Genomic DNA, 20,379 nt, shown 5'->3' with positions numbered 1-20,379 from the left:
TTTTAAACGTTATAATAATAACATTAAAATGAAAAAAATTATTAAAATTATATTGTTTTTGACCTTAACACTCTTAATGAGTTTAACGAGCATTAAAGCAAATGAAAAAATAAAGATAGGTTTGCTCATCCCTTTAACAGGTGAAAATTCAGAAATTGGTGAATCTATAATTAACTCTGTAGGACTTGCTATTAACAAAATTAACAACTCTTCAATTGAAATTATTCCAAAAGATACAGGATCAAATCCTGATATGGCCTTAGATGCCGCAATAGAATTGTCAAACTTAGGTGTCAAAATTATTATAGGCCCTGTATTTAATGAAAGCTTAGCTTATCTTAATAAAGTAAATGAAATAACTTTTTTAGCTTTAACAAATAAGAATAATAATTTTTCAAAAAATATTATTAATGCAGGAATAAATGCAACATCCCAATTAAGAGCAATTGATAGATTTATAAAATTAGAGAAAATTAAAAAAACTATTTTTTTAACTCCTGATATAGGCTTCAAAAATGAAATTGAAGTGGCTATTTCTAGATCTAAAATTAAAGTAAAAAAAAATTATATTTATAATACTGATCCAACTAAGCTCACTGAACAAATAGAAAAAATCACTCGTTATCAAATTAGAAAACAAAATTTACAAGATGAAATAACAAGATTAGAAAAATCTGATGAAAGTAATAAAGAATTGTTAATTGAGAGACTAAAAAAAAGAGACACGCTTGGAAATGTAAATTTTGATTCAGTTGTAATTTCAGACTTTGATGAAAGCTTAAAAAGTGTAACTACTTCTTTATTGTATACCGATGTCTCACCAAAAGAAAAATATTTTATCACTCTTAATCAATGGTTTGACGAATCACTTCTTAAAGAAAAAAGTTCACAGCCACTTTATTTTCCATCTGTAAATAAAAGTAATTATGAAGAATTTTCATCTGAGTATTATGAAAAATATAATCAATACCCAAATCAATTATCTTTTTTAAGTTATGATTTGGTTGGTCTTGTTTATTACCTGATACTACAAAATGATAATATTATTAATCAGGATATGTTTGTCAAAAAAACTTTATTCAAGGGAAAAGTTGGAATTTTTGAAATCCAAGACAATAAAATAAATCATATTTTAAATTTCTATAAAGTTGAGGATGAAAAATTTAAAAAAATTTTTTAATTTTTTTGAAAGCTTTAAATCTATGATCTATTTTATATTTTTCAGATGCTTTCATTTCTCCAAAAGTAATTTTTTTTCCTTTTGGAATAAAAATTGGATCATATCCAAATCCATTTTTACCTTTCATGGCAGGTGAAATTGAACCTTCAATTTTACCAATAGACCTTATTAATTTTCTATTTGGTACAAATATAGTTAATGCACAAACAAACCTTGCTCTAATTTTTTTTTGTTTCCAGTTTTTATCTTTTTTATTTAATTCTCTAAAAACTCTATTCATTGCTTTTTTAAAATCACCTTTTTTTCCACCCCACCTAGCTGAATAAATTCCTGGTTGTCCCTTTAAAAGATCTATCTCTAAACCAGAGTCATCGGATAAACATATTAATTTAGATTTTTTTGAGAAATATCTTGCTTTTATTGATGAGTTTTCTTCAAATGTTTTGCCATTCTCGGCTGGACTTTTAATTTTGAAATCTAAAGGTGAATATATTTTGAGATAATTAGGTAATAAGTCCTTAATTTCCTTTAATTTTCCCCTATTATTTGTTCCAACAATAAGTTCCGTAATTTTTTTCTTTAACATCTAGCAATTTTTAAATTTCATACCATATAAGCTCCTATGGAAAAAGAGCAAAACACTAACTCGGATAAGCAAAATAAAGAAGCTGAAGATAAAATAAACGAGGGACAAAATAATGATGCTCAAACAGATAATAGTACAGATTCTAAGGATGATAAAAAAGAGATAAAAGAGCTAACACCAGAAGAAAGAATTGTAGAACTAGAGGATAAAGTTGCAAGAACATTTGCAGAAATGGAAAATCAAAGAAGAAGGTTTGAAAAAGAAAAAGATGATGCATTTGACTATGGTGGATTTTCTTTTGCTAAAGAAGCTCTAAATCTTATTGATAACTTAGAAAGATCAAAACAAATTCTAGAAAGTGATGAAGCATTAAAAGGTACAGGGGCACTTAAAAAAACTTTAGAACATTTTGAAATTATTAGTAAAGATATGGTATCGATTTTTTCAAAAAATGGAATTACTCCTATAAGTTCTATTGGTAAAAAATTAGATCCAAATCAACATCAAGCAATGATGGAAATTGATGATGATCAAAAAGAACCTGGCACCATAGTTCAAGAAATTCAAAAAGGATTTATGATGAAAGACAGACTTTTAAGACCAGCTCTAGTTGGGGTATCAAAAAAAACAGAAACAAAAAAAGATGAAAAAAATGAGGAAAATAAAGAGAATTCAGACAATTAATAATCTTTGTCAGAGCTTGTAGATTAAAAATTAATAATTATATGAAAGGTAGGAAATAAATTATGAGCAAAATTATAGGGATAGATTTAGGTACAACAAATTCATGTGTTTCAATCATGGAAGGAAGCCAAGCAAAAGTTTTGGAAAATGCTGAAGGCGCTAGAACAACACCTTCTGTTGTTGCTTTTACTGAAGATGGTGAAAAACTAGTAGGCCAACCAGCTAAAAGACAGGCTGTAACAAATCCTGAAAATACTATATTTGCTGTAAAGAGATTAATTGGAAGAAACTTTGAAGACCCTACTGTAAAAAAAGATATTGCTGCTGCTCCTTTCAAAATTGTTAATTCTGAAAAAGGTGATGCTTGGATTGAAGCAAGAGGAGAAAAATATTCTCCCTCTCAAATTTCTGCTTTCATACTTCAAAAAATGAAAGAAACTGCTGAAAAATATTTAGGACAAGAAGTAACCAAGGCCGTTATTACAGTTCCTGCTTACTTTAATGATGCCCAAAGACAAGCAACTAAAGACGCAGGTAAAATAGCAGGTCTTGAAGTTTTAAGAATTATTAATGAACCTACTGCCGCCTCTCTTGCTTATGGTTTAGACAAAAAACAAAATAAAAAAATTGCTGTTTATGATTTAGGTGGTGGAACATTTGATGTATCTATTCTTGAATTAGGAGATGGTGTATTTGAAGTTAAATCAACTAATGGGGATACCTTCTTAGGAGGTGAAGATTTTGATAATGCTATAGTTGACTACTTAATTGGTGAGTTTAAAAAAGATAGTGGTATTGATCTAAAGTCAGATAAATTGGCTCTTCAAAGACTTAAGGAAGCTGCTGAAAAAGCAAAAATTGAATTATCTTCAGCAGAGCAAACTGATGTTAATTTACCCTTTATAACTGCAGACAAAACAGGTCCAAAACATATTAATTTAAAGATGACTAGAGCAAAGTTAGAGGCTTTAGTTGAAAACTTAATTTCAAGAACTTTACCTCCATGTAAAACTGCTCTTAAAGATGCCGGTCTTACAGCAAGTGAAATTGATGAGATTATAATGGTTGGTGGTATGACAAGAATGCCAAAAGTTATAGCTGAAGTTAAAAACTTTTTTGGTAAAGAACCAAATAAAAGTGTTAACCCTGATGAAGTTGTTGCAATGGGTGCAGCAATTCAAGCTGGAGTTCTTCAAGGTGATGTTAAGGATGTACTTCTTTTAGACGTAACTCCATTATCACTTGGAATTGAAACACTTGGTGGTGTATCAACAAAATTAATTGAAAAAAATACAACAATACCAACTAAAAAAAGCCAAGTATTCTCGACAGCAGAAGATAATCAACCTGCCGTATCAATCAGAGTTCTTCAGGGAGAAAGAGAAATGGCAACTGATAATAAAATGTTAGGAAACTTTGAGTTGGTGGGTATTGCACCAGCACCAAGAGGTGTTCCACAAATTGAAGTAACATTTGATATTGATGCAAACGGAATAGTTAGTGTTTCTGCAAAAGATAAGGGCACTGGTAAAGAACAAAAAATCCAGATTCAAGCTTCAGGTGGCTTAAGTGATGAAGAAATAGAGAAAATGGTCAAGGATGCTGAAGCAAATAAAGAAGAGGATAAAAAGAAAAGAGAGTCTGTTGATGTTAGAAACCAAGCAGATACCCTTCTCCACTCTACAGAAAAAAATCTTAAAGAGCATGGTGCCAAAGTTTCTGATGCTGATAAAAAAGCTATTGAAGATGCGTCTTCTGCTTTGAAAGAATCAATTAAAGGAACTGACACTGATGATATTAAGAAAAAAACTGAAACTTTAGTGCAAGCTTCTATGAAACTAGGTGAGGCAATTTATAAGTCTCAAGAAAAAAAAGAAAATTCATCTAAAGATGGTGATAAAAATGATGAAGGAAAAAAAGACGATAATGTAGTTGATGCTGACTTTGAAGAAGTAAAAGAAGAAGGCAAAGAAGGCACCGAAGATAAAGAAAAAAGCGCCTAAGTCTCACAACAACAATCATCTTGGAGTAACTTATGGCTAAAAAAGATTTTTATGACGTCTTAGGTGTTAGTAAAAATGCAAGCCCAGAAGAATTAAAATCAGCCTATAGAAAACTCGCAGTCAAATATCATCCAGATAAAAACCCCGGTGACAAAGCTTCTGAAGATAAATTTAAAGAAGCTAGTGAAGCCTATGGCATCCTTTCTGATAAAGAAAAAAAACAAAACTATGATAATTTTGGTCATGCTGCGTTTGAAGGCGGTGGTGGTAGACAAAGTGGAGGCTTTGGTGGTTTTGGAGGGGCGGATTTTTCAGATATTTTTGAAGATTTTTTTGGTGATTTTGGAGGTGGTGGACGATCAAGAGGAAGAAGAAATACTAGCAATAAAGGCTCAGATTTAAGGTATGATTTATCAATAACTCTTGAAGAAGCTTATGAAGGAAAAAAACAGGATATTAAATTTTCAACTACTGAAAAATGCAACACTTGTAAGGGTAATGGATCAAAACCAGGACACTCACCTGATAGATGCACAGTTTGTGGTGGGAATGGAAAAGTAAGATCAAATCAAGGTTTTTTTACTGTTCAACAAACTTGTCCTCAATGTGCAGGTTCTGGTGAAGAAATTACAAATCCATGTAATGATTGTAATGGCCAAGGCAATAAACAAGCGTCGAAAAAAATATCTGTTACAATTCCAAAAGGTGTGGATGATGGAACAAGAATAAGATTAGCAGGCAAAGGTGAGGCTGGTTCAAGGGGTGGAACAAATGGTGATTTATATTTATTCATAAATGTTCACTCACATGATTTATTTAAAAGATCTGATGAAAATTTATTCTTTGAGTTTCCAATATCTATTGCTGATGCGGCCTTAGGGACAACAATTGAAATACCAACTATTGATGGAGGTAAAGCAAAAATTAAAATACCTGATGGAACCCAAAATGGTAAACAATTTCGTTTAAAAGGAAAAGGAATGCCTTATATGCGAGGAAGCGGCAATGGTGATCTTTATGTGCAAGTAAACACTGAAGTGCCTATCTCATTAAATAAAGAGCAAAAAGAGTTACTTGAAAAATTTAGAGAAATAGAAAACGAAAAATCAAATCCAAGTATCAAAAAATTCTTTCAAAAAGCAAAAAGTTTTTGGAAAAACTAAAAGACTAATTAGTTAAAAAAGGTTAATATTTTCCTTAATGAAAAAAATTAATTTAGCAATATCTGGTTGTCTTGGTCGAATGGGTCAACAACTTATTAAATCTTCAAGATCAAATAAAAATTTTAAATTAGTAGCACTAACTGAAAATAAAACCTTTAACAAAAAAATTGCAGGAATAAAACTTAATCTTAATACAAATGAAGCTTTTAAAAATTCAGATGTTATAATAGATTTTACGGTACCTAATTGTACTTTTGATATCCTTAAAATTGCATCTAAATTAAAAAAAAGAGTAGTGATTGGTACAACTGGATTTAATCAAAAAGAAGAAAATATAATAAAAAATTACTCAAAAAAAATTCCCATACTAAAAGCGGGTAATATGAGCTTGGGGGTGAATTTACTAATGTATCTAACAGAGATTGCCTCAAAATCATTGCATGATGAATATTTAAGTAAAGTGTATGAAGTGCATCATAAGCATAAAAAAGATTATCCATCAGGAACAGCCCTAATGCTTGGTAAAGGCATTGCAGATGGTAAGAAAAAAAATCTTTATAATTTAATGGGTAAAAAGTTTTTAAATAAAAAAACTTTTCCCTATGGAAAAAAAATTAATTTTAATTCAATTAGAAAAGGTGAAATTATTGGAGAGCACGAAGTTACATTCTCAAGTGGGAAAGAAATCATAAAATTAAATCATAAAGCATTTGATAGGGCGCTGTATTCAGATGGTGCCTTAACGGCTGCAAAGTGGCTTATCAATAAGAAACCTGGACTTTACTCAATGAGAGATTTATTAAACTTTAAATAATGGATGAAAAGGAAAAAGCTAAAAAAATACTTAAAATTTTAAATAAAATTTATCCAACAACTCCTATCCCATTAAATCACATAAACAATTTTACTTTACTAATGTCAGTTCTTCTATCAGCACAATGCACAGATTTAAATGTTAATAATGTTACGAAAAATATTTATCCAAAATATAATAAACCAGAACATTTTGTAAAATTAGGTAGAAAAAAAATTGAAAAATTAATTAAAAGTATTGGTCTCTTCAGAATTAAAGCAAAAAATGTTTATCTAATGTCTAAACAACTTATAGAAAAGCATAGGGGTAAAGTGCCTAAAAGCTTTGAAGAACTCGAAAAACTTCCTGGCGTGGGCCATAAAACAGCAAGTGTAGTTATGTCTCAAGGATTTGGAGTTCCTGCTTTTGCAGTTGATACTCATATCCATAGACTAGCTCAACGATGGGGATTAACTAGTGGCAAGAATGTAATTCAAACAGAAAAAGATTTAAAAAGAATATTCCCAGAAAAAACATGGAGTAAGTTGCATTTACAAATAATTTATTATGGAAGAGAGTTTTGTAAAGCTAGAGAGTGTTATGGTTTGACTTGTAAAATCTGTAAGACTTGTTATCCTAATCGAAGAAATCATGTTCAAATAAAAAAAGCTTAATATGAAAATTCTAGGAATTGGTAATGCTATTGTGGATGTTGTATGTAGAATTAATGATCAATATTTAATTGATAATCAATTAACAAAAAGCACAATGAAATTAGTTGATGAAGTTGAATTTAAAAAACTATTATCAACTCTTAAAATAGAACAAACTATTTCTGGTGGATCGGTTGCAAATTCTATTGTTGGATTATCTCAATTAGGAAATGATGTTGGTTTTATTGGTAAAGTTAATGCTGATGATCTAGGACAAAAATATGAAGAGGGTCTAACCAAAGAAAAAGTGCAATTTTTCTATAATAAAAAAAGAGAAATTTTACCAACTGGAACATGTTTAATTTTAATCACTCCTGACGCCGAAAGAACGATGGTCACTTATTTGGGTATCGCAGGAAAAATAAATCAAAATGATATTGATGAAAAAGCTATAAAAGAAAGTGAAATGATTTTTCTTGAAGGCTACTTATGGGATAAGGGAGAGCCAAAATCGGCCTTTGATAAAGCAATGTCTTTCTCTCGTACCAAAGCAATGTCTCTGTCAGATCAATTTTGTGTGGAAAGACATAAGAATGAATTTTTAGATTTAGTGAAAAATAAACTTGATATTATTTTTGCTAATGAGCAAGAGATTAAATCATTAATTGATGTTAAAGATTTTGGGGATGTTGTTGAGTTTGGCAAACAAATTGAAAAAATCTTAATTATTACACGTGGTGAAAAAGGAAGTGTGGCCATTAAAAATAAAGAAGTTATGGAATGTAAAAGTAAGACAGATTTAAAAATTGTTGATTTAACTGGTGCTGGAGATCTTTTTGCAGCAGGTTTTCTTCATGGATTTATTAACAATATCTCAACCAAAGAGGCTCTAGAAAAAGGAACTGATATGTCTGCAAAAATAATTCAAAAAGTGGGTGCTAGACTTAATTAAAATTTTTTAGCCAATTAAATAACCATTTTTTTGACTTACAATAAATTTTTTATCCTTAAAAACTTTGTCTATTTTTTTTCTTAATCTATAAATATGAGTCTCCACTGTGTGTGTTTCAATATTTGCAGAATACCCCCAAATATTTTTTTGTAAATCAGCAATATCACAATTAATTTTTTTTTTATTTAAATACAGTATTATTTCAATTTCTTTTTCAGTTAATTTTAAAGTTATACCAAATTTAGATAAGTGCTTTGAATTAACATCTAATTGAAAATCTTTTATATTAATTTTAGACTGTAAACTGTATCTTAATTTAATTAAGTTAATATTAATTTTTTCTAAAAGTTTTTCAAAAGATAAGGGTAAGTCATTTAAATATAAAATGTTACTTTCATGAAGACCATGATTAAATAATAGTTTCGTTTTTTTATTTAAGATGATTAGAGATTTTCTTTTATCAAGACTATTATCTTTTAAAAAGTCATCTTCATTTTTAAATTTAATTGTTTTAAAAGGTAAATTTTCTTTTAAGTCATCAAATATTTCATATAGTGAATTATAATTTATTATAATAACATTTTGCATAAATATATTTAATTTTTTTTATGATAATTCATGTACTAAATAAAAACACTCTTATAATTGATGATTTTAAGATGAGATGTTGTGTGGGAAAAAATGGCTTAAACTCACAAAAAGAAGAGGGAGATTTTTCAACACCGAAAGGTTTATTTAATTTAAAGAAATTATATTTCAGAAAAGATCGTGTTGGTATTCCAAAATGCTCAATTAATAAAAAAGCAATTAATAAAAATATGGCCTGGTGTGATGACTCAAATGATAAAAGATATAATACAGAAATTAAAACTACAAATAAAAATCTTAAAGAATACTTATATAGAAGTGATCATAAGTATGATTACTTAATTACAATTAGTCATAATGATAAAAAAATACCTTATAAGGGTAGTGCTATATTTATTCATCTAACCGATAACTATAGACCAACATCGGGTTGCATAGCACTAAAGAGGAAAGATTTTGAAATTTTAGTAAAATTAATAAAAAATAACTCCAAGATAAAAATTGGTTAATTTCTATTTCCAAAAATTTTAGATCCAATTCTTAGGTAGGTAGACCCATATTTCGCTGCTTCAAGGTAATCATTTGACATGCCCATGCTTAATTCTTTAACATCTATTCTCTCTGCAAGATTCTTCATTTTAGAAAAATATTTTTTAGTATCTCCATTTTGTGGTGGCAAGCACATCAATCCAATAATATCTAATTCTAATTCGTTTATACATATTTTATGAAATTCATTTAATTCAGCTTGATCAATTCCACTTTTTTGGCTCTCGTTTCCAATATTTATTTGGATAAATATCTTTAATTTTTTTTTTAATTTTTTTTGTTCTTCAGAAATTTTTTTGGCTAATTTTAAGCTATCTAATGAATGAATATAGTCAAATAAACCCACAACAAACTTAACTTTATTTGACTGTAGTTTACCAATCATATGTAATTGAAGATGTTTAAAGTCCTGCTTGATCGGTTGCCATTTCTCTAACGCTTCTTGAACTTTATTCTCTCCAAAATGAACTTGGCCATGATTAATTAAAGGTAATATTTCATTAATTGGAAATGTTTTACTAACAGCTATTATTTTTGTTTGATTTGAATCTTTTTTTTCTATCTTTAATGTATTTTGGATAGAAACTAGATTATTAATACTTTGATGCAAAAAAAATTTCCTAAAATTTACTTGTTTGTTGAGGATTTCAATCCTGCTGATTTAAATAACTTAAATAAAAATATTTCAATTATTTATCGTAATTATAAAAAAAAACCTGATGAAAGTACAATATTATCATTAAAAAATTACTGTAGGGCTAATAAAAGAGAGCTTTATTTGTCAAATAATATTAAATTAGCTATTAAACATAGATTAAACGGAGTTTATATTCCATCTTTTAACAAAGTTAAAAATTTCAATTTTTTATCCAAACCAAATGATTTTTTAATTATAGGTTCAGCTCATAACAGAGCTGAAATTAAACTGAAGGAAGATCAAGGTTGCAATTTAATTTTCTTAGCTCCAACATTTAAGGTTAATAAAAAGATTGGTTTTCTTGGTATTAATAAATTTAACTTACTTACAACGAATAGCAAAAGTGTCTTTATTGCTCTTGGAGGAATTAATCAAAAGAATTTAAAAAAATTAAAACTCTTAAATTGTGAGGGTTTTGCGGGAATATCCTGGATAAAAAAAACGGCCCAAAAAATTAATTTTGGGCCGTTTTAAAATTAAATGATTTATCTAATTAAAACGCTAAACCAAGTGCGATTTCAGTCATAGATTTATCAGCTGCATCTTCATCATACGCTGGATTTGTTACGTCAATTTTGTATGCTTTAATTGACATAGCACCCATAGAGTAAGCTGCTTGGATACCATCAGTTTTCATTACAACATCAGCTACAGCTGTTGCTGCATTATCCTGCGCATCATAAGTTTCTTCTGATTCAGTGTATGAAACCGAAAAGTTTTCATTCACGTTGAAAGCGATCGACATTTGATTACCTTCAAAGAAACCAGCAGCTGTTCTTGTGTTACTGCCAACATTTTTTGCATCATTAACATCTTCGATAGTACCATTAGCACCACCATCCATGTAAGATTCAGTGTAACCAACTGCAACTGGACCAAATGAATAGTTTACATACCATGCACCTTCAAAAGCGTCTGCTACGTCTGTATTTCCTTCAGCAGTTCTCTCAATCTCAGCACCGTAGATACCAAACTTTAATGCATCGTAACTTAAAGTTACACCCGCAGCACTTGATGATCCGAAGTCTTCATTTACAGATACACTACCACCATCATTAACCATTACACCAGTACCACTAGCGCCTACGTTTGGCGAGTATTCTAAATCAAATGATGCAGTTACACCACCTAAATCAAATGAAGGTGAGTTATAAACGATCATGTTTGTGTCACCGAAGTTACCAATTCTGTTAGCAGAATTGTTCTGTGCATCAGACATTTGTTCGTATGCTTGTGGCACTTCTTCATCATACTTGTAGTTAGCTCCACCAGTATCTGTACCAAAAGATACAGTTCCTAGAGAACCCATAGTCATAGATGTGTAAGATGATGATATAGAAATAGCATCAGTTAACAATGAGCTAACTGTGAAAGTCCAACCATTATCTAATTCACCAGTACCTGTAAAAGATACGTCTTTATCAGTACCGATTGATTTTCCTGCAGCAGCATCTTTTCCAGTAACGTATGTTACGTTAGCAGAACCTGTTACAGAAATTTCTCCTGCTTGAGCACTAACTGCAACTAGCGAACCTGCTAATGCTGAAAGACCCAATTTTTTTATATTTGTCATATTTATTTTCCTTTTGTTATTATTCATATGAATAAGGCTTTTTAACAAAAAAATTTTTTTTTATTTGAAAAATTTACTCTAAAGTGTCTATTTTATTGAAATGTGACAAAATTATCACATATGATCAATTTTTTTGTTGAAATTCAACAAAACAAATGGTTTTTGACTACAAATGTATTTCTTAAAAAAATATTTTATCTTTCTTTTTCTAATTTTTTTCACTTTTTCGGGATGTTCGAATAGCATTTTTAAAAGAGCCGATATTAAAGATACACCAGTAAATGTTGATGATCGGATAAAGAAAAATATTGCAGAAGGTAGAGGAATTAGATTTGGCAAGGGATCCTCAAGTGGGGGCACTTTTGATTTTGCCTCCTCTAATGAATTATGGAGAGCGTCTATGGATGTACTAAATTTTGTTCCCTTTTCAAATGCGAGTTACTCTGGAGGTATTTTAATAACAGAATGGTTTGATGGTAATTCAAATGATCAAAATGAAAAGAGAGACTTAAAGATTACTGTAAGATTTTTATCTAATGAAATTAGAGCTGATGCTCTAGATATCAGTGTCCACGAAAGAATATGCCTAAGCAATGGAACGGGTTGCAATGTTAATAAAATTACATCCAACATAGAACCTGAAATAAAATTAGCAATTCTTAAACGCGCTGCAATTTTAGAAAAAGGTCTATTTTCAAAAAATGCCAAAGAATATGGTAGAAAGAAACGAACTACACTTAAAGATAAGTAATGTCGCAAAATAGTGTAGTAAAAAATGAGCCTCGGTGGATAAGGAATGACCTTAATAAAAAATAAATAATTTTATTAATATTGACTAGATACAATTTTAAACTAATCGAAAAAAAATGGCAAGATCATTGGATCAATAATGGCTTTTTTGAAAGCTCATTAGACAAAAATAAAAAAAAATTTTATTGTCTAGAAATGTTTCCTTACCCATCGGGTAAAATTCATATGGGACATGTAAGAAATTATACCATAGGAGATGTTTTAGCACGATTTAAGATAATGCAAGGTTATAATGTTTTACACCCTATGGGCTGGGACTCCTTTGGTATGCCAGCTGAAAATGCTGCTAGACAAAATAAATTAGATCCAAAAAAATGGACTGAAAAAAATATTAGTACAATGCGAGGCCAATTAAAACAATTAGGTCTTTCAATTGACTGGGATAAAGAAATTTCAACATGCTCACCTGAATATTATAAGCATCAACAAGCTCTCTTTTTAGAATTATATGAAAAAGGTCTTGTTTACAGAAAAGAAAATTATGTCAATTGGGATCCGGTTGATGAAACCGTTTTGGCCAATGAACAAGTAATTGATGGAAGAGGATGGAGATCTGGTGCTTTAGTTGAGAGAAAAAAATTAAACCAATGGTTTTTCAATATATCAAAATTTTCTAACGAGCTATTAGAGGGGCTAGAAACACTTAATGAGTGGCCTAATAAAGTGAAAACTATGCAAAAAAACTGGATAGGTAAATCTTTTGGTTGTGAAATAGATTTTCAAATAGATAGTAAGGTGCCTGTAAAAAGCATAAAATGTTTTAGCACAAGACCCGACACGTTATTTGGTTGCTCCTTCTTGGCAGTATCTGTTGATCACCCGATAGCAAAATTTTATCAAAATGATAAAAAATTTTTAGAATTTAAGAGAGAGTGTTCTAAAACTGGCACAACAGAAGAGTCTATTGCTCAAGCAGAAAAATTAGGATTTCCAACAAGTCTAATGGCTATTAATCCCTTAGACCCAACTATAAAAGTACCTGTTTTTTTCGCAAACTTTGTATTAATGGATTATGGATTTGGGGCAATATTTGGTTGTCCTGCACATGATCAAAGAGATTTTGATTTTGCAAAAAAATATAACTTAAATATCATTTCAGTTGTTAGTCCAATTGACTCAAAAGATAAAATTGAACTGAGTGGCAAGGCTTATACTGGTCCTGGTAAAATAATTAATTCAAAATTTTTGAATGATTTAAGTGCACCAGATCAATCTATTTTAGAGGCTATTAAAATATTAGAAGAAAAAAAATTAGGTAAAAAAAAAATTAATTTTAGGCTTAAAGACTGGGGCATTTCAAGACAAAGATATTGGGGCTGCCCTATACCGATTGCTTATAATGAAAAAAATGAAATTGTTAAAATTCCCAAAAAAGATTTACCTGTAACACTACCAGAAAACATTAATTTAAATACTAAAGGTAATCCTTTAGATCATCAAAAAGAATGGATTGAAATAGAAATAGATGGTCAAAAATGCAGAAGAGAAACGGATACTTTGGACACATTTGTGGACTCTTCTTGGTATTTTTTAAGATTTTGTTCAAGCAAGAACATTGAAGTAGGATTTGCTTTAGATGAAATTAAATATTGGATGCCTGTCGACCAATACATTGGAGGTGTTGAGCATGCAATACTACATCTTTTATATTCTAGGTTTTTTATGCATGCAATAAAAGATCAAAGAAAAGAATTTATAAACCCTGAACCATTTAAAGGACTTTTTACACAAGGAATGGTTTGTCATGAGACTTATAAAGATAAAAACAATCAATGGTTAAGTCCTGATGATATTGAAACAAGCGACAACATAAACTTTTATTTAAAGGGAAAACCTGATGAAAAAATACAAGTTGGACCAAGTGAGTCTATGTCAAAATCTAAAAAGAATACGGTGGATCCAGCAAAAATTATTTTAAATTATGGTGCAGATGCGGTAAGACTTTTTATTTTATCAGATAGTCCTCCTGAAAAAGATGTGCAGTGGTCTGATCAAGGAATGCAAGCTTCATATAAATTTATTCAAAAGTTTTGGCTTTTACACAAAAAAATTATTTCAAAAATTTCACTTAAAAATGAAAATGGTGACTCTAGTTCATTGGAATCGTTTACCAATATTATGATTGATAAAATTACAAAAAATATAGATAATTTTCATTACAATGTAATTATAGCAAATTATCATGAAACCTATAATTACTTAAACAAAGAAATTGAAAAACCAATTAATTATTTGAGTTTGACAAAAAATTATAAGAAAATATTAAGTCTAATACATCCTGTGGCTCCTCACCTTGCAAGCGAATGTTTGCTAGAACTAGATTCTAAAAATAAACTTGAGTGGCCAAATGTTGATCAAAAAAAGATATTGAATGAAAATATTAATATCGTTGTTCAAATAAATGGTAAAAAAAGAGGTATAATTAATCTAACTAGTGAGATTTCTGAAAGTGAATTAATTATTAAAATAAAAAATAATCCTTTAATAAATAAATTTATTAATAATGAAGAATTAAAAAAAACAATCTATATTAAAAATAAACTGATAAACTTTATTATCTGATGAATAAAATAATTTTAATTATAATTTTTATAATATTAAATAGCTGTGGATATAAATCTATTTATTCAAACAAAAATATTAACTTTAATATTATTAGCATCAAAAAGTTGGAGACAAACAAATTAAACAATATATTTGAAAAAAGAATAAAAAATTTTTCTAACAGTGACGCTAACAAACAAATTGTATTGGAAATTGTTTCAAAAAAAAATATTTCCATAATTTCAAAAGACTCAATGGGTAATCCTTCTCGTTATAAAATGACCATAATATTAAATCTTAAAACAATTGATGATCAAAACAAAAAAGTAGAAAAAGAATTCTTTAAACAATTTGATTATAATTCTAATTCGAATAAATTTGCACTTAGCCAATATGAGAAAGATATTGAAATAATATTAATTGAAAAAGTTATTGAAGAAGTAATAAGATATTTATCAAAATTTTAAAATGATTGTTAAGTCATTCGAAATAAAAAAAATTAAAGACAAACACAAATTTTTTTTATTTTATGGTGAAAACCAGGGCTTTAAAAATCAATTAATTGATGATGAATTTAAAAAAAAAAACCTAGAAAACTGTTATTTCTATGAAGAAAATGAAATTTTAAATAATAAAGAAACTTTTTTTTCAAACCTTTTAACAAAATCTTTTTTTGAAAATGAAAAATTAATTATTATTAATAGAGCCACGGATAAGATTAAAGAATTGGTAGAAGAAATTGTAGAAAAAAATCCTGAGGAAGTGATTTTAATTGTTAACGGAGGAATACTTGAAAAAAAATCCAAATTAAGATCATTTTTTGAAAAAAATGAACTAACCGTATGTGTTCCATTTTACGAAGATAATGCACAAACATTATCAACAATAACAAGTCAATTTTTTAGAGAAAATAATATTCAAATTTCTCAACAAATAATAAATTTAATTGTGGGAAGGTCACGCGGTGACAGACAAAATTTAAAAAATGAACTTGAAAAAATAAAAAACTTTTCACAAAATAAAAAAAAAATTCAAATAGAAGATATTCTTAAACTAACAAATTTAGCTGAAAATTATAGTGTTTCAGAATTAATCGATAGTTGTTTATCTAAAAATAAAAAAAAAACAATCAATGTGCTTAACGAAAACAATTATTCCCAGGAAGACTGCATTCTTATAACTAGAACTATGCTAATAAAGACAAAAAGACTAGTTAGATTATGCAAAGAACAAGCTAAATTAAACAATTTAGATGCTACAATTGCTGGATTTAGACCACCTATATTTTGGAAAGATAAAGAAATTATAAAACAACAAATTAAAAATTGGTCATATAATAAAGCAAAGTCTTTACTTTATGAGATTAATGAGGTCGAATTGTTAATTAAAAAAAATCCTGTAAATTCAATTAATATTTTATCAAATTTTATAATTGAAAAAACTTATATCAATTAATAATTAATTTTTATAATCTCAATTAGCTTATTTAATTGATCTAAATCTTTATATTCAAACACAAGAGACCCTGTGTTGTTTTTTTTATTTTTAATTAAAACATTAAGACCAATTTTTTCTCGAACTGAGTTTTCTAATGATTGTAAATTAATGTCACGTTGTCCTTTAAAGGATTGTTTCTTTATCTTAAAAATTTTTACAAAATTTTCTGCTTGTCTAACAGAGAGATTTTTCTCAACTATTTTATTTGCAACAAATTCTGAATTATCAAGACCTACTAAAATTTTTGCATGTCCTGGAGTTATTTTTTTTGTCTCAATTAATTTCAAAACTCCATTTGGAAGTGTAAGCAGTCGTAAAAAATTAGTTATATGACTTCTACTTTTTCCAATAAATTCAGCTACTTTTTCTTGATCGTAGGAAAATTCATCTATCAATCTTTGATAACCACGAGCTTCTTCTAATGCGTTAAGATCGTTCCTTTGAACATTTTCAATTATTGCAAATTCTAATGATTTTAAATCATCGACATCTGTAATTACTACAGGCACATCATGAAGACCTGCCTTTTGAGCTGCCAACCATCTTCTCTCACCTGCAATTATTTCATATTTGGAACTATCATCAGATGATTTTCTGACAATTATTGGCTGTATAATTCCTCTTTTTTTTATTGAATTAGTTAAGTCTTGTAAATTTTCTTCATCAAAAATTTTTCTAGGTTGGAATTTATTACTAACCAAATTGCTGATAGATAATTTATTAATATTTACCTCTGTCTTTGTCTCACCTATTAATGAAGATAATCCTCTACCTAGACCCTTCTTAACTTTATTTCTATCCATTATGCAGCACTCCCTACTGTTTCTTCTTGATTAATAAATTCATCTGTAAAGCTAAAATACGACTTACTTCCAGGACAAGATTTATCATAAATTAAAACTGGCATTCCATGAGATGGGGCTTCTGACAGTCTTACATTTCGTGGAATGACCGTTAAATAAACTTTATCATTAAAAAAATCTCTAGCTTCCTTTTCAACTTGGGAAGATAATTTATTTCTTTTATCGTACATTGTTAAAAGAATTCCTCTAATTCTTAAATCAGGATTTAAATTTGTTTTTACCCTTTCTATTGTTTTCATTAACTGTGTTAATCCTTCTAGCGCAAAAAACTCAGTCTGCAATGGAACAACTAAGGAGTGAGATGAAACTAAAGCCATGACAGTGAGCAAACTTAGGGATGGAGGACAATCAATTAAGATATAATCATACTGTCCTCTAAAATCATTTAAATAAGCGGTTAATTCACCTTTTAAAATGAAGGCTCGTTTGCTATCTCCTGCGGTCTCAACCTCTAAACCAGACAAATCAACATTTGAAGTTACTACATCTAAATTTTGATAGTTTGTTTTTTTAATTACATTAGAAATTGACTTAGAGCCATTGAGAACAGCATAAATTGTTTCATTTGAATTTTCTAAATTTGATAAACCAAGTCCTGTTGTAGCATTACCTTGTGGATCAAGATCAATAATTAAAACTTTTTTTTCTTTTTGAGCTAATCCTGCGGCAAGATTAATTACAGTTGTAGTTTTTCCTACCCCACCCTTTTGATTTATTACAGATATAATTTGCATCTATTTTTTTTTAATATTTTTTATGTTTAATAAAAAAGAATCTTGGCTTGTGATACTTTTTTTTTTTCAAAATCAAAATCCCAAATTTTTAAAGTGTCCTCCAAAATTTTTTCACCATTTTTACCCATAAATAAAATTAAATTTTTATAATTATTAAAATTTTTGTAAACTAATTCTAAAACTATTGGTAAGGGCTTAAATGCTCTTGCCATTATTGTACCTGACTTTATATTTTTTATCTCAAAAATATTTTTTTGTATTACTTCTGTTTCTAATTTTAATTCTCTAGATATTTTTCTTAAAAAAACGCTCTTATGATGACTTTTTTCATATAAGTTAACTTTTACGTTTTTTTTTAAGTTTTTGATCAAAATTGACACTATTATTCCTGGGAATCCACCTCCTGAACCTATATCTGTTACAATATTGCTGTTAAAATCAACAAAATCAATACTTTGAGCTGAATCTACTATATGTCGTTCTCTTATTGTATTATCCTGGGCATTTTCCTTGCTTATTAGGTTAATTTCTTCATTATTTCTTTTTAATTGAATAATAAATTTTTCAAAATCTACACAAGTTTCACGTGAAACATTTTGATATTTTAATAGTGGATATTTATCTAAAATTTCTTCCATTAAGCTATAAGCTTAATAGACTTTCTTTTCACATGTGACAACAAAATATATACAGCTGCTGGGGTAATTCCGTCAATTCTCAAAGCTTGACCCAAGGTTTTTGGCCTGATCAATTTAAATTTAGATTTTACCTCATTTGAAAGACCTGAGAGGTTATCATAGTTAAATTCTTCAGGTATGGATAAATTTTCATCTCTTTTAAAGGCTAAAATATCTGATCTTTGTTTTTTTAAATACCCCATATAATGGGCATTAATTTCAACTTGCTCATCTATTTTTTTATCAAAAAAGGGAATATTTGCCCATATTTCTCTTATTTTTTGCATATTAACTCCTTTTTGAGACAATATTTCATTTGATTTTCGTAAAACTCCATCCTGAGCTATATTTATCCCAAAATTCCTAACTTTATTTGGCGAAATTGATAATTCTGACATTTTTTTTACAATTATTTTTAATTTTTGTGACTTTTCCTCAAAAAGGACTTTTCTTATTTCATTTATTAAACCAATTGAAATACCTTTATCAGTTAATCTTTGATCGGCATTATCGGCTCTTAGGGTTAGTCTATATTCAGCTCTAGAGGTAAACATTCTATATGGCTCAGCTACGCCTTTGGTTACAAGGTCATCTATCATAACGCCTATGTAGGCATCAGATCTATCTAGAATAAAAGGTTCTTCATTTTTAAAAGATAGAGCAGCATTTATTCCTGCAATGAGCCCCTGTGCTGCAGCTTCTTCATAACCTGTTGTTCCATTAATTTGTCCCGCAAGATATAAATTAGGTATTTTTTTTGTTTCAAGCGTTAAAAAAAGCTCTCTTGGATCTATATAATCATATTCTATAGCGTATCCAGGTCTAATTATCTTGACATTTTCTAAACCACTGATATTATTACATATTTCTTGTTGAACTTCCTCGGGAAGTGACGTAGATATACCATTGGGGTATATTGTGTGATCATTTAAGCCCTCTGGCTCTAAATATATCTGGTGGCGACCTTTATCAGCAAACTTTACGATCTTGTCCTCTATTGATGGGCAATATCTCGGACCAACCCCCTGTATGCTACCAGAGTACATGGCACTTCGTTTTAAATTTTTTTGAATAATGTTATGAACATTCTCATTAGTATAGGTCATTCTACATGAAACCTGTTTGTTAATATTTTTTTTAGTTAAAAAAGAAAAAAAATAAGGATCCTCGTCTGCAAACTGTTCTTCCAAATTTTTATAATTAATTGTTCTTGAGTCTAATCGTGGAGGGGTGCCTGTCTTTAATCTTCCAATTTTAAAATTATATTTCTCCAACTGCTCGCTTAATCCTGTAGAAGGTTTCTCATTGTATCTTCCAGCTGGCGTTCTCTCTTCACCAATATGTATCAATCCATTTAAAAAAGTGCCTGTTGTTAGTATTAATTTATTACATAAAATTTTTTTTCCAGATTTTGTTACAAATCCAGTTATAGTGTTTTTTAAAAAAATAAATCTAATTACAGGATCTGAAAAAACTGTTAAATTACAATAGTTTAGTAGTTTTTCTTGCATATATTTACGATATAAATATCTGTCTGATTGAGTTCGTGGACCTTGAACGGCTGGACCTCTACTTCTGTTTAGCAGTCTAAATTGTATGCCTGATTTATCTGCAATCTCTCCCATTACACCATCTAATGCATCTATCTCTCTAACTAAATGACCTTTACCAAGACCACCTATCGCTGGGTTACAAGACATCTCTCCTATCGTTTCAATCTTATGTGTGAATAGGGCGGTATTAACTCCAAGACGCGCAGAAGCTGTTGCAGCCTCACAACCAGCATGTCCTCCACCAATAACCACTACCTCAAATGACAAATCATTTTTCATA

Annotated in this window: 20 protein-coding genes and 1 pseudogene; 13 read left to right on the top strand and 8 right to left on the bottom strand. The window is 29.0% G+C overall.

What is annotated here, in order from left to right:
• The first annotated feature begins 28 nt into the window (after nucleotides 1–28).
• Entirely contained in the window at nucleotides 29–1,180 is a 1,152-nt protein-coding gene (locus tag AC5SL8_RS06565; protein WP_494579844.1) for an ABC transporter substrate-binding protein, read from the top strand.
• On the opposite strand, the gene rdgB is transcribed toward AC5SL8_RS06565, so the two are convergent.
• Nucleotides 1,164–1,766 carry an RdgB/HAM1 family non-canonical purine NTP pyrophosphatase gene (gene rdgB, locus AC5SL8_RS06560; RefSeq protein ID WP_494579843.1) on the bottom strand — a complete coding sequence of 201 codons (603 nt, stop codon included), beginning with the start codon at nucleotides 1,764–1,766 and terminating at the stop codon, nucleotides 1,164–1,166. The genes AC5SL8_RS06565 and rdgB overlap by 17 nt on opposite strands.
• A gap of 36 nt (nucleotides 1,767–1,802) precedes the next feature.
• On the opposite strand from rdgB, the gene grpE reads away from it, so the two are divergent.
• The 6 genes from grpE (at nucleotide 1,803) to AC5SL8_RS06530 (ending at nucleotide 8,014) form a co-directional block, all read left to right on the top strand.
• Nucleotides 1,803–2,450, top strand: a complete 648-nt coding sequence (gene grpE, locus AC5SL8_RS06555; protein ID WP_494579841.1) for a nucleotide exchange factor GrpE — start codon at nucleotides 1,803–1,805, stop codon at nucleotides 2,448–2,450.
• Nucleotides 2,451–2,512: 62 nt separating this feature from the next.
• Nucleotides 2,513–4,453: a molecular chaperone DnaK gene (gene dnaK, locus AC5SL8_RS06550; RefSeq protein ID WP_494579839.1), complete on the top strand. Its 1,941-nt coding sequence runs from the start codon at nucleotides 2,513–2,515 to the stop codon at nucleotides 4,451–4,453.
• Nucleotides 4,454–4,485: 32 nt separating this feature from the next.
• On the top strand, nucleotides 4,486–5,616 hold the full coding sequence (gene dnaJ, locus AC5SL8_RS06545) for a molecular chaperone DnaJ (RefSeq protein ID WP_494579837.1): 1,131 nt from the start codon (nucleotides 4,486–4,488) through the stop codon (nucleotides 5,614–5,616).
• A gap of 37 nt (nucleotides 5,617–5,653) precedes the next feature.
• Nucleotides 5,654–6,430 (top strand): 4-hydroxy-tetrahydrodipicolinate reductase, encoded by a 777-nt coding sequence (gene dapB, locus AC5SL8_RS06540; protein WP_494579835.1) that lies wholly within the window; start codon nucleotides 5,654–5,656, stop codon nucleotides 6,428–6,430.
• Complete coding sequence (gene nth, locus AC5SL8_RS06535; protein WP_494579834.1) at nucleotides 6,430–7,083, top strand: endonuclease III; 654 nt, start codon at nucleotides 6,430–6,432, stop codon at nucleotides 7,081–7,083. The genes dapB and nth overlap by 1 nt, the downstream gene beginning before the upstream one ends.
• Before the next feature lies 1 nt (nucleotide 7,084).
• Entirely contained in the window at nucleotides 7,085–8,014 is a 930-nt protein-coding gene (locus AC5SL8_RS06530; protein ID WP_494579833.1) for an adenosine kinase, read from the top strand.
• 6 nt (nucleotides 8,015–8,020) lie between these two features.
• Here the strand turns inward: AC5SL8_RS06530 and AC5SL8_RS06525 are convergent, their stop codons facing one another.
• Nucleotides 8,021–8,602, bottom strand: a complete 582-nt coding sequence (locus AC5SL8_RS06525; RefSeq protein WP_494579831.1) for a winged helix-turn-helix domain-containing protein — start codon at nucleotides 8,600–8,602, stop codon at nucleotides 8,021–8,023.
• Between the two features lie 20 nt (nucleotides 8,603–8,622).
• Here AC5SL8_RS06525 and AC5SL8_RS06520 point away from each other — a divergent pair, with 20 nt between their 5' ends.
• A complete protein-coding gene (locus tag AC5SL8_RS06520; RefSeq protein WP_494579829.1) occupies nucleotides 8,623–9,111 on the top strand; it encodes a L,D-transpeptidase family protein in 489 nt (162 codons plus the stop codon).
• Here AC5SL8_RS06520 and AC5SL8_RS06515 read toward each other — a convergent pair.
• Nucleotides 9,108–9,761, bottom strand: coding sequence for a YggS family pyridoxal phosphate-dependent enzyme (locus AC5SL8_RS06515; protein ID WP_494579827.1), 654 nt, complete (start codon nucleotides 9,759–9,761; stop codon nucleotides 9,108–9,110). The two genes, AC5SL8_RS06520 and AC5SL8_RS06515, sit on opposite strands and share 4 nt — an antisense overlap.
• On the opposite strand from AC5SL8_RS06515, the gene AC5SL8_RS06510 reads away from it, so the two are divergent.
• Nucleotides 9,756–10,322: a thiamine phosphate synthase gene (locus AC5SL8_RS06510; protein WP_494579825.1), complete on the top strand. Its 567-nt coding sequence runs from the start codon at nucleotides 9,756–9,758 to the stop codon at nucleotides 10,320–10,322. The genes AC5SL8_RS06515 and AC5SL8_RS06510 overlap by 6 nt on opposite strands.
• Nucleotides 10,323–10,341: 19 nt before the next feature.
• On the opposite strand, the gene AC5SL8_RS06505 is transcribed toward AC5SL8_RS06510, so the two are convergent.
• A complete protein-coding gene (locus tag AC5SL8_RS06505; protein ID WP_494579824.1) occupies nucleotides 10,342–11,421 on the bottom strand; it encodes a porin family protein in 1,080 nt (359 codons plus the stop codon).
• Nucleotides 11,422–11,593: 172 nt separating this feature from the next.
• Between AC5SL8_RS06505 and AC5SL8_RS06500 the strand changes: the two genes are divergently transcribed.
• From AC5SL8_RS06500 to holA, 4 genes are all read left to right on the top strand, one after another.
• Nucleotides 11,594–12,172: a DUF3576 domain-containing protein gene (locus AC5SL8_RS06500; protein WP_494579822.1), complete on the top strand. Its 579-nt coding sequence runs from the start codon at nucleotides 11,594–11,596 to the stop codon at nucleotides 12,170–12,172.
• A gap of 80 nt (nucleotides 12,173–12,252) precedes the next feature.
• Complete coding sequence (leuS, locus tag AC5SL8_RS06495) at nucleotides 12,253–14,793, top strand: leucine--tRNA ligase (protein ID WP_494579821.1); 2,541 nt, start codon at nucleotides 12,253–12,255, stop codon at nucleotides 14,791–14,793.
• The gene (locus tag AC5SL8_RS06490; protein ID WP_494579819.1) at nucleotides 14,793–15,242 is read left to right on the top strand and encodes a hypothetical protein; all 450 of its coding nucleotides are present in this window, start codon (nucleotides 14,793–14,795) and stop codon (nucleotides 15,240–15,242) included. The genes leuS and AC5SL8_RS06490 overlap by 1 nt, the downstream gene beginning before the upstream one ends.
• A gap of 1 nt (nucleotide 15,243) precedes the next feature.
• Nucleotides 15,244–16,230, top strand: coding sequence for a DNA polymerase III subunit delta (gene holA, locus AC5SL8_RS06485; RefSeq protein ID WP_494579817.1), 987 nt, complete (start codon nucleotides 15,244–15,246; stop codon nucleotides 16,228–16,230).
• Here holA and AC5SL8_RS06480 read toward each other — a convergent pair.
• The 4 genes and pseudogenes from AC5SL8_RS06480 to mnmG all read right to left on the bottom strand — a co-directional run bounded on the left by AC5SL8_RS06480 (nucleotide 16,227) and on the right by mnmG (nucleotide 20,378).
• Nucleotides 16,227–17,075, bottom strand: coding sequence for a ParB/RepB/Spo0J family partition protein (locus AC5SL8_RS06480; protein WP_494579815.1), 849 nt, complete (start codon nucleotides 17,073–17,075; stop codon nucleotides 16,227–16,229). The two genes, holA and AC5SL8_RS06480, sit on opposite strands and share 4 nt — an antisense overlap.
• Nucleotides 17,075–17,869 carry a ParA family protein gene (locus AC5SL8_RS06475; RefSeq protein ID WP_494579814.1) on the bottom strand — a complete coding sequence of 265 codons (795 nt, stop codon included), beginning with the start codon at nucleotides 17,867–17,869 and terminating at the stop codon, nucleotides 17,075–17,077. The genes AC5SL8_RS06480 and AC5SL8_RS06475 overlap by 1 nt, the downstream gene beginning before the upstream one ends.
• Nucleotides 17,870–18,507 (bottom strand): annotated as a pseudogene (locus tag AC5SL8_RS06470) (16S rRNA (guanine(527)-N(7))-methyltransferase RsmG). It abuts the gene before it with no gap.
• Nucleotides 18,507–20,378, bottom strand: a complete 1,872-nt coding sequence (gene mnmG / locus AC5SL8_RS06465; RefSeq protein WP_494579812.1) for a tRNA uridine-5-carboxymethylaminomethyl(34) synthesis enzyme MnmG — start codon at nucleotides 20,376–20,378, stop codon at nucleotides 18,507–18,509. Before mnmG ends, AC5SL8_RS06470 begins: the two are co-directional and overlap by 1 nt.
• Nucleotide 20,379 lies beyond the last annotated feature (1 nt).

This window comes from Candidatus Pelagibacter sp. PS_41 (genome assembly GCF_059417725.1).
The sequence above is the reverse complement of the archived record's forward strand: the minus strand, read 5'-3'. Positions and strand labels throughout refer to the sequence as shown.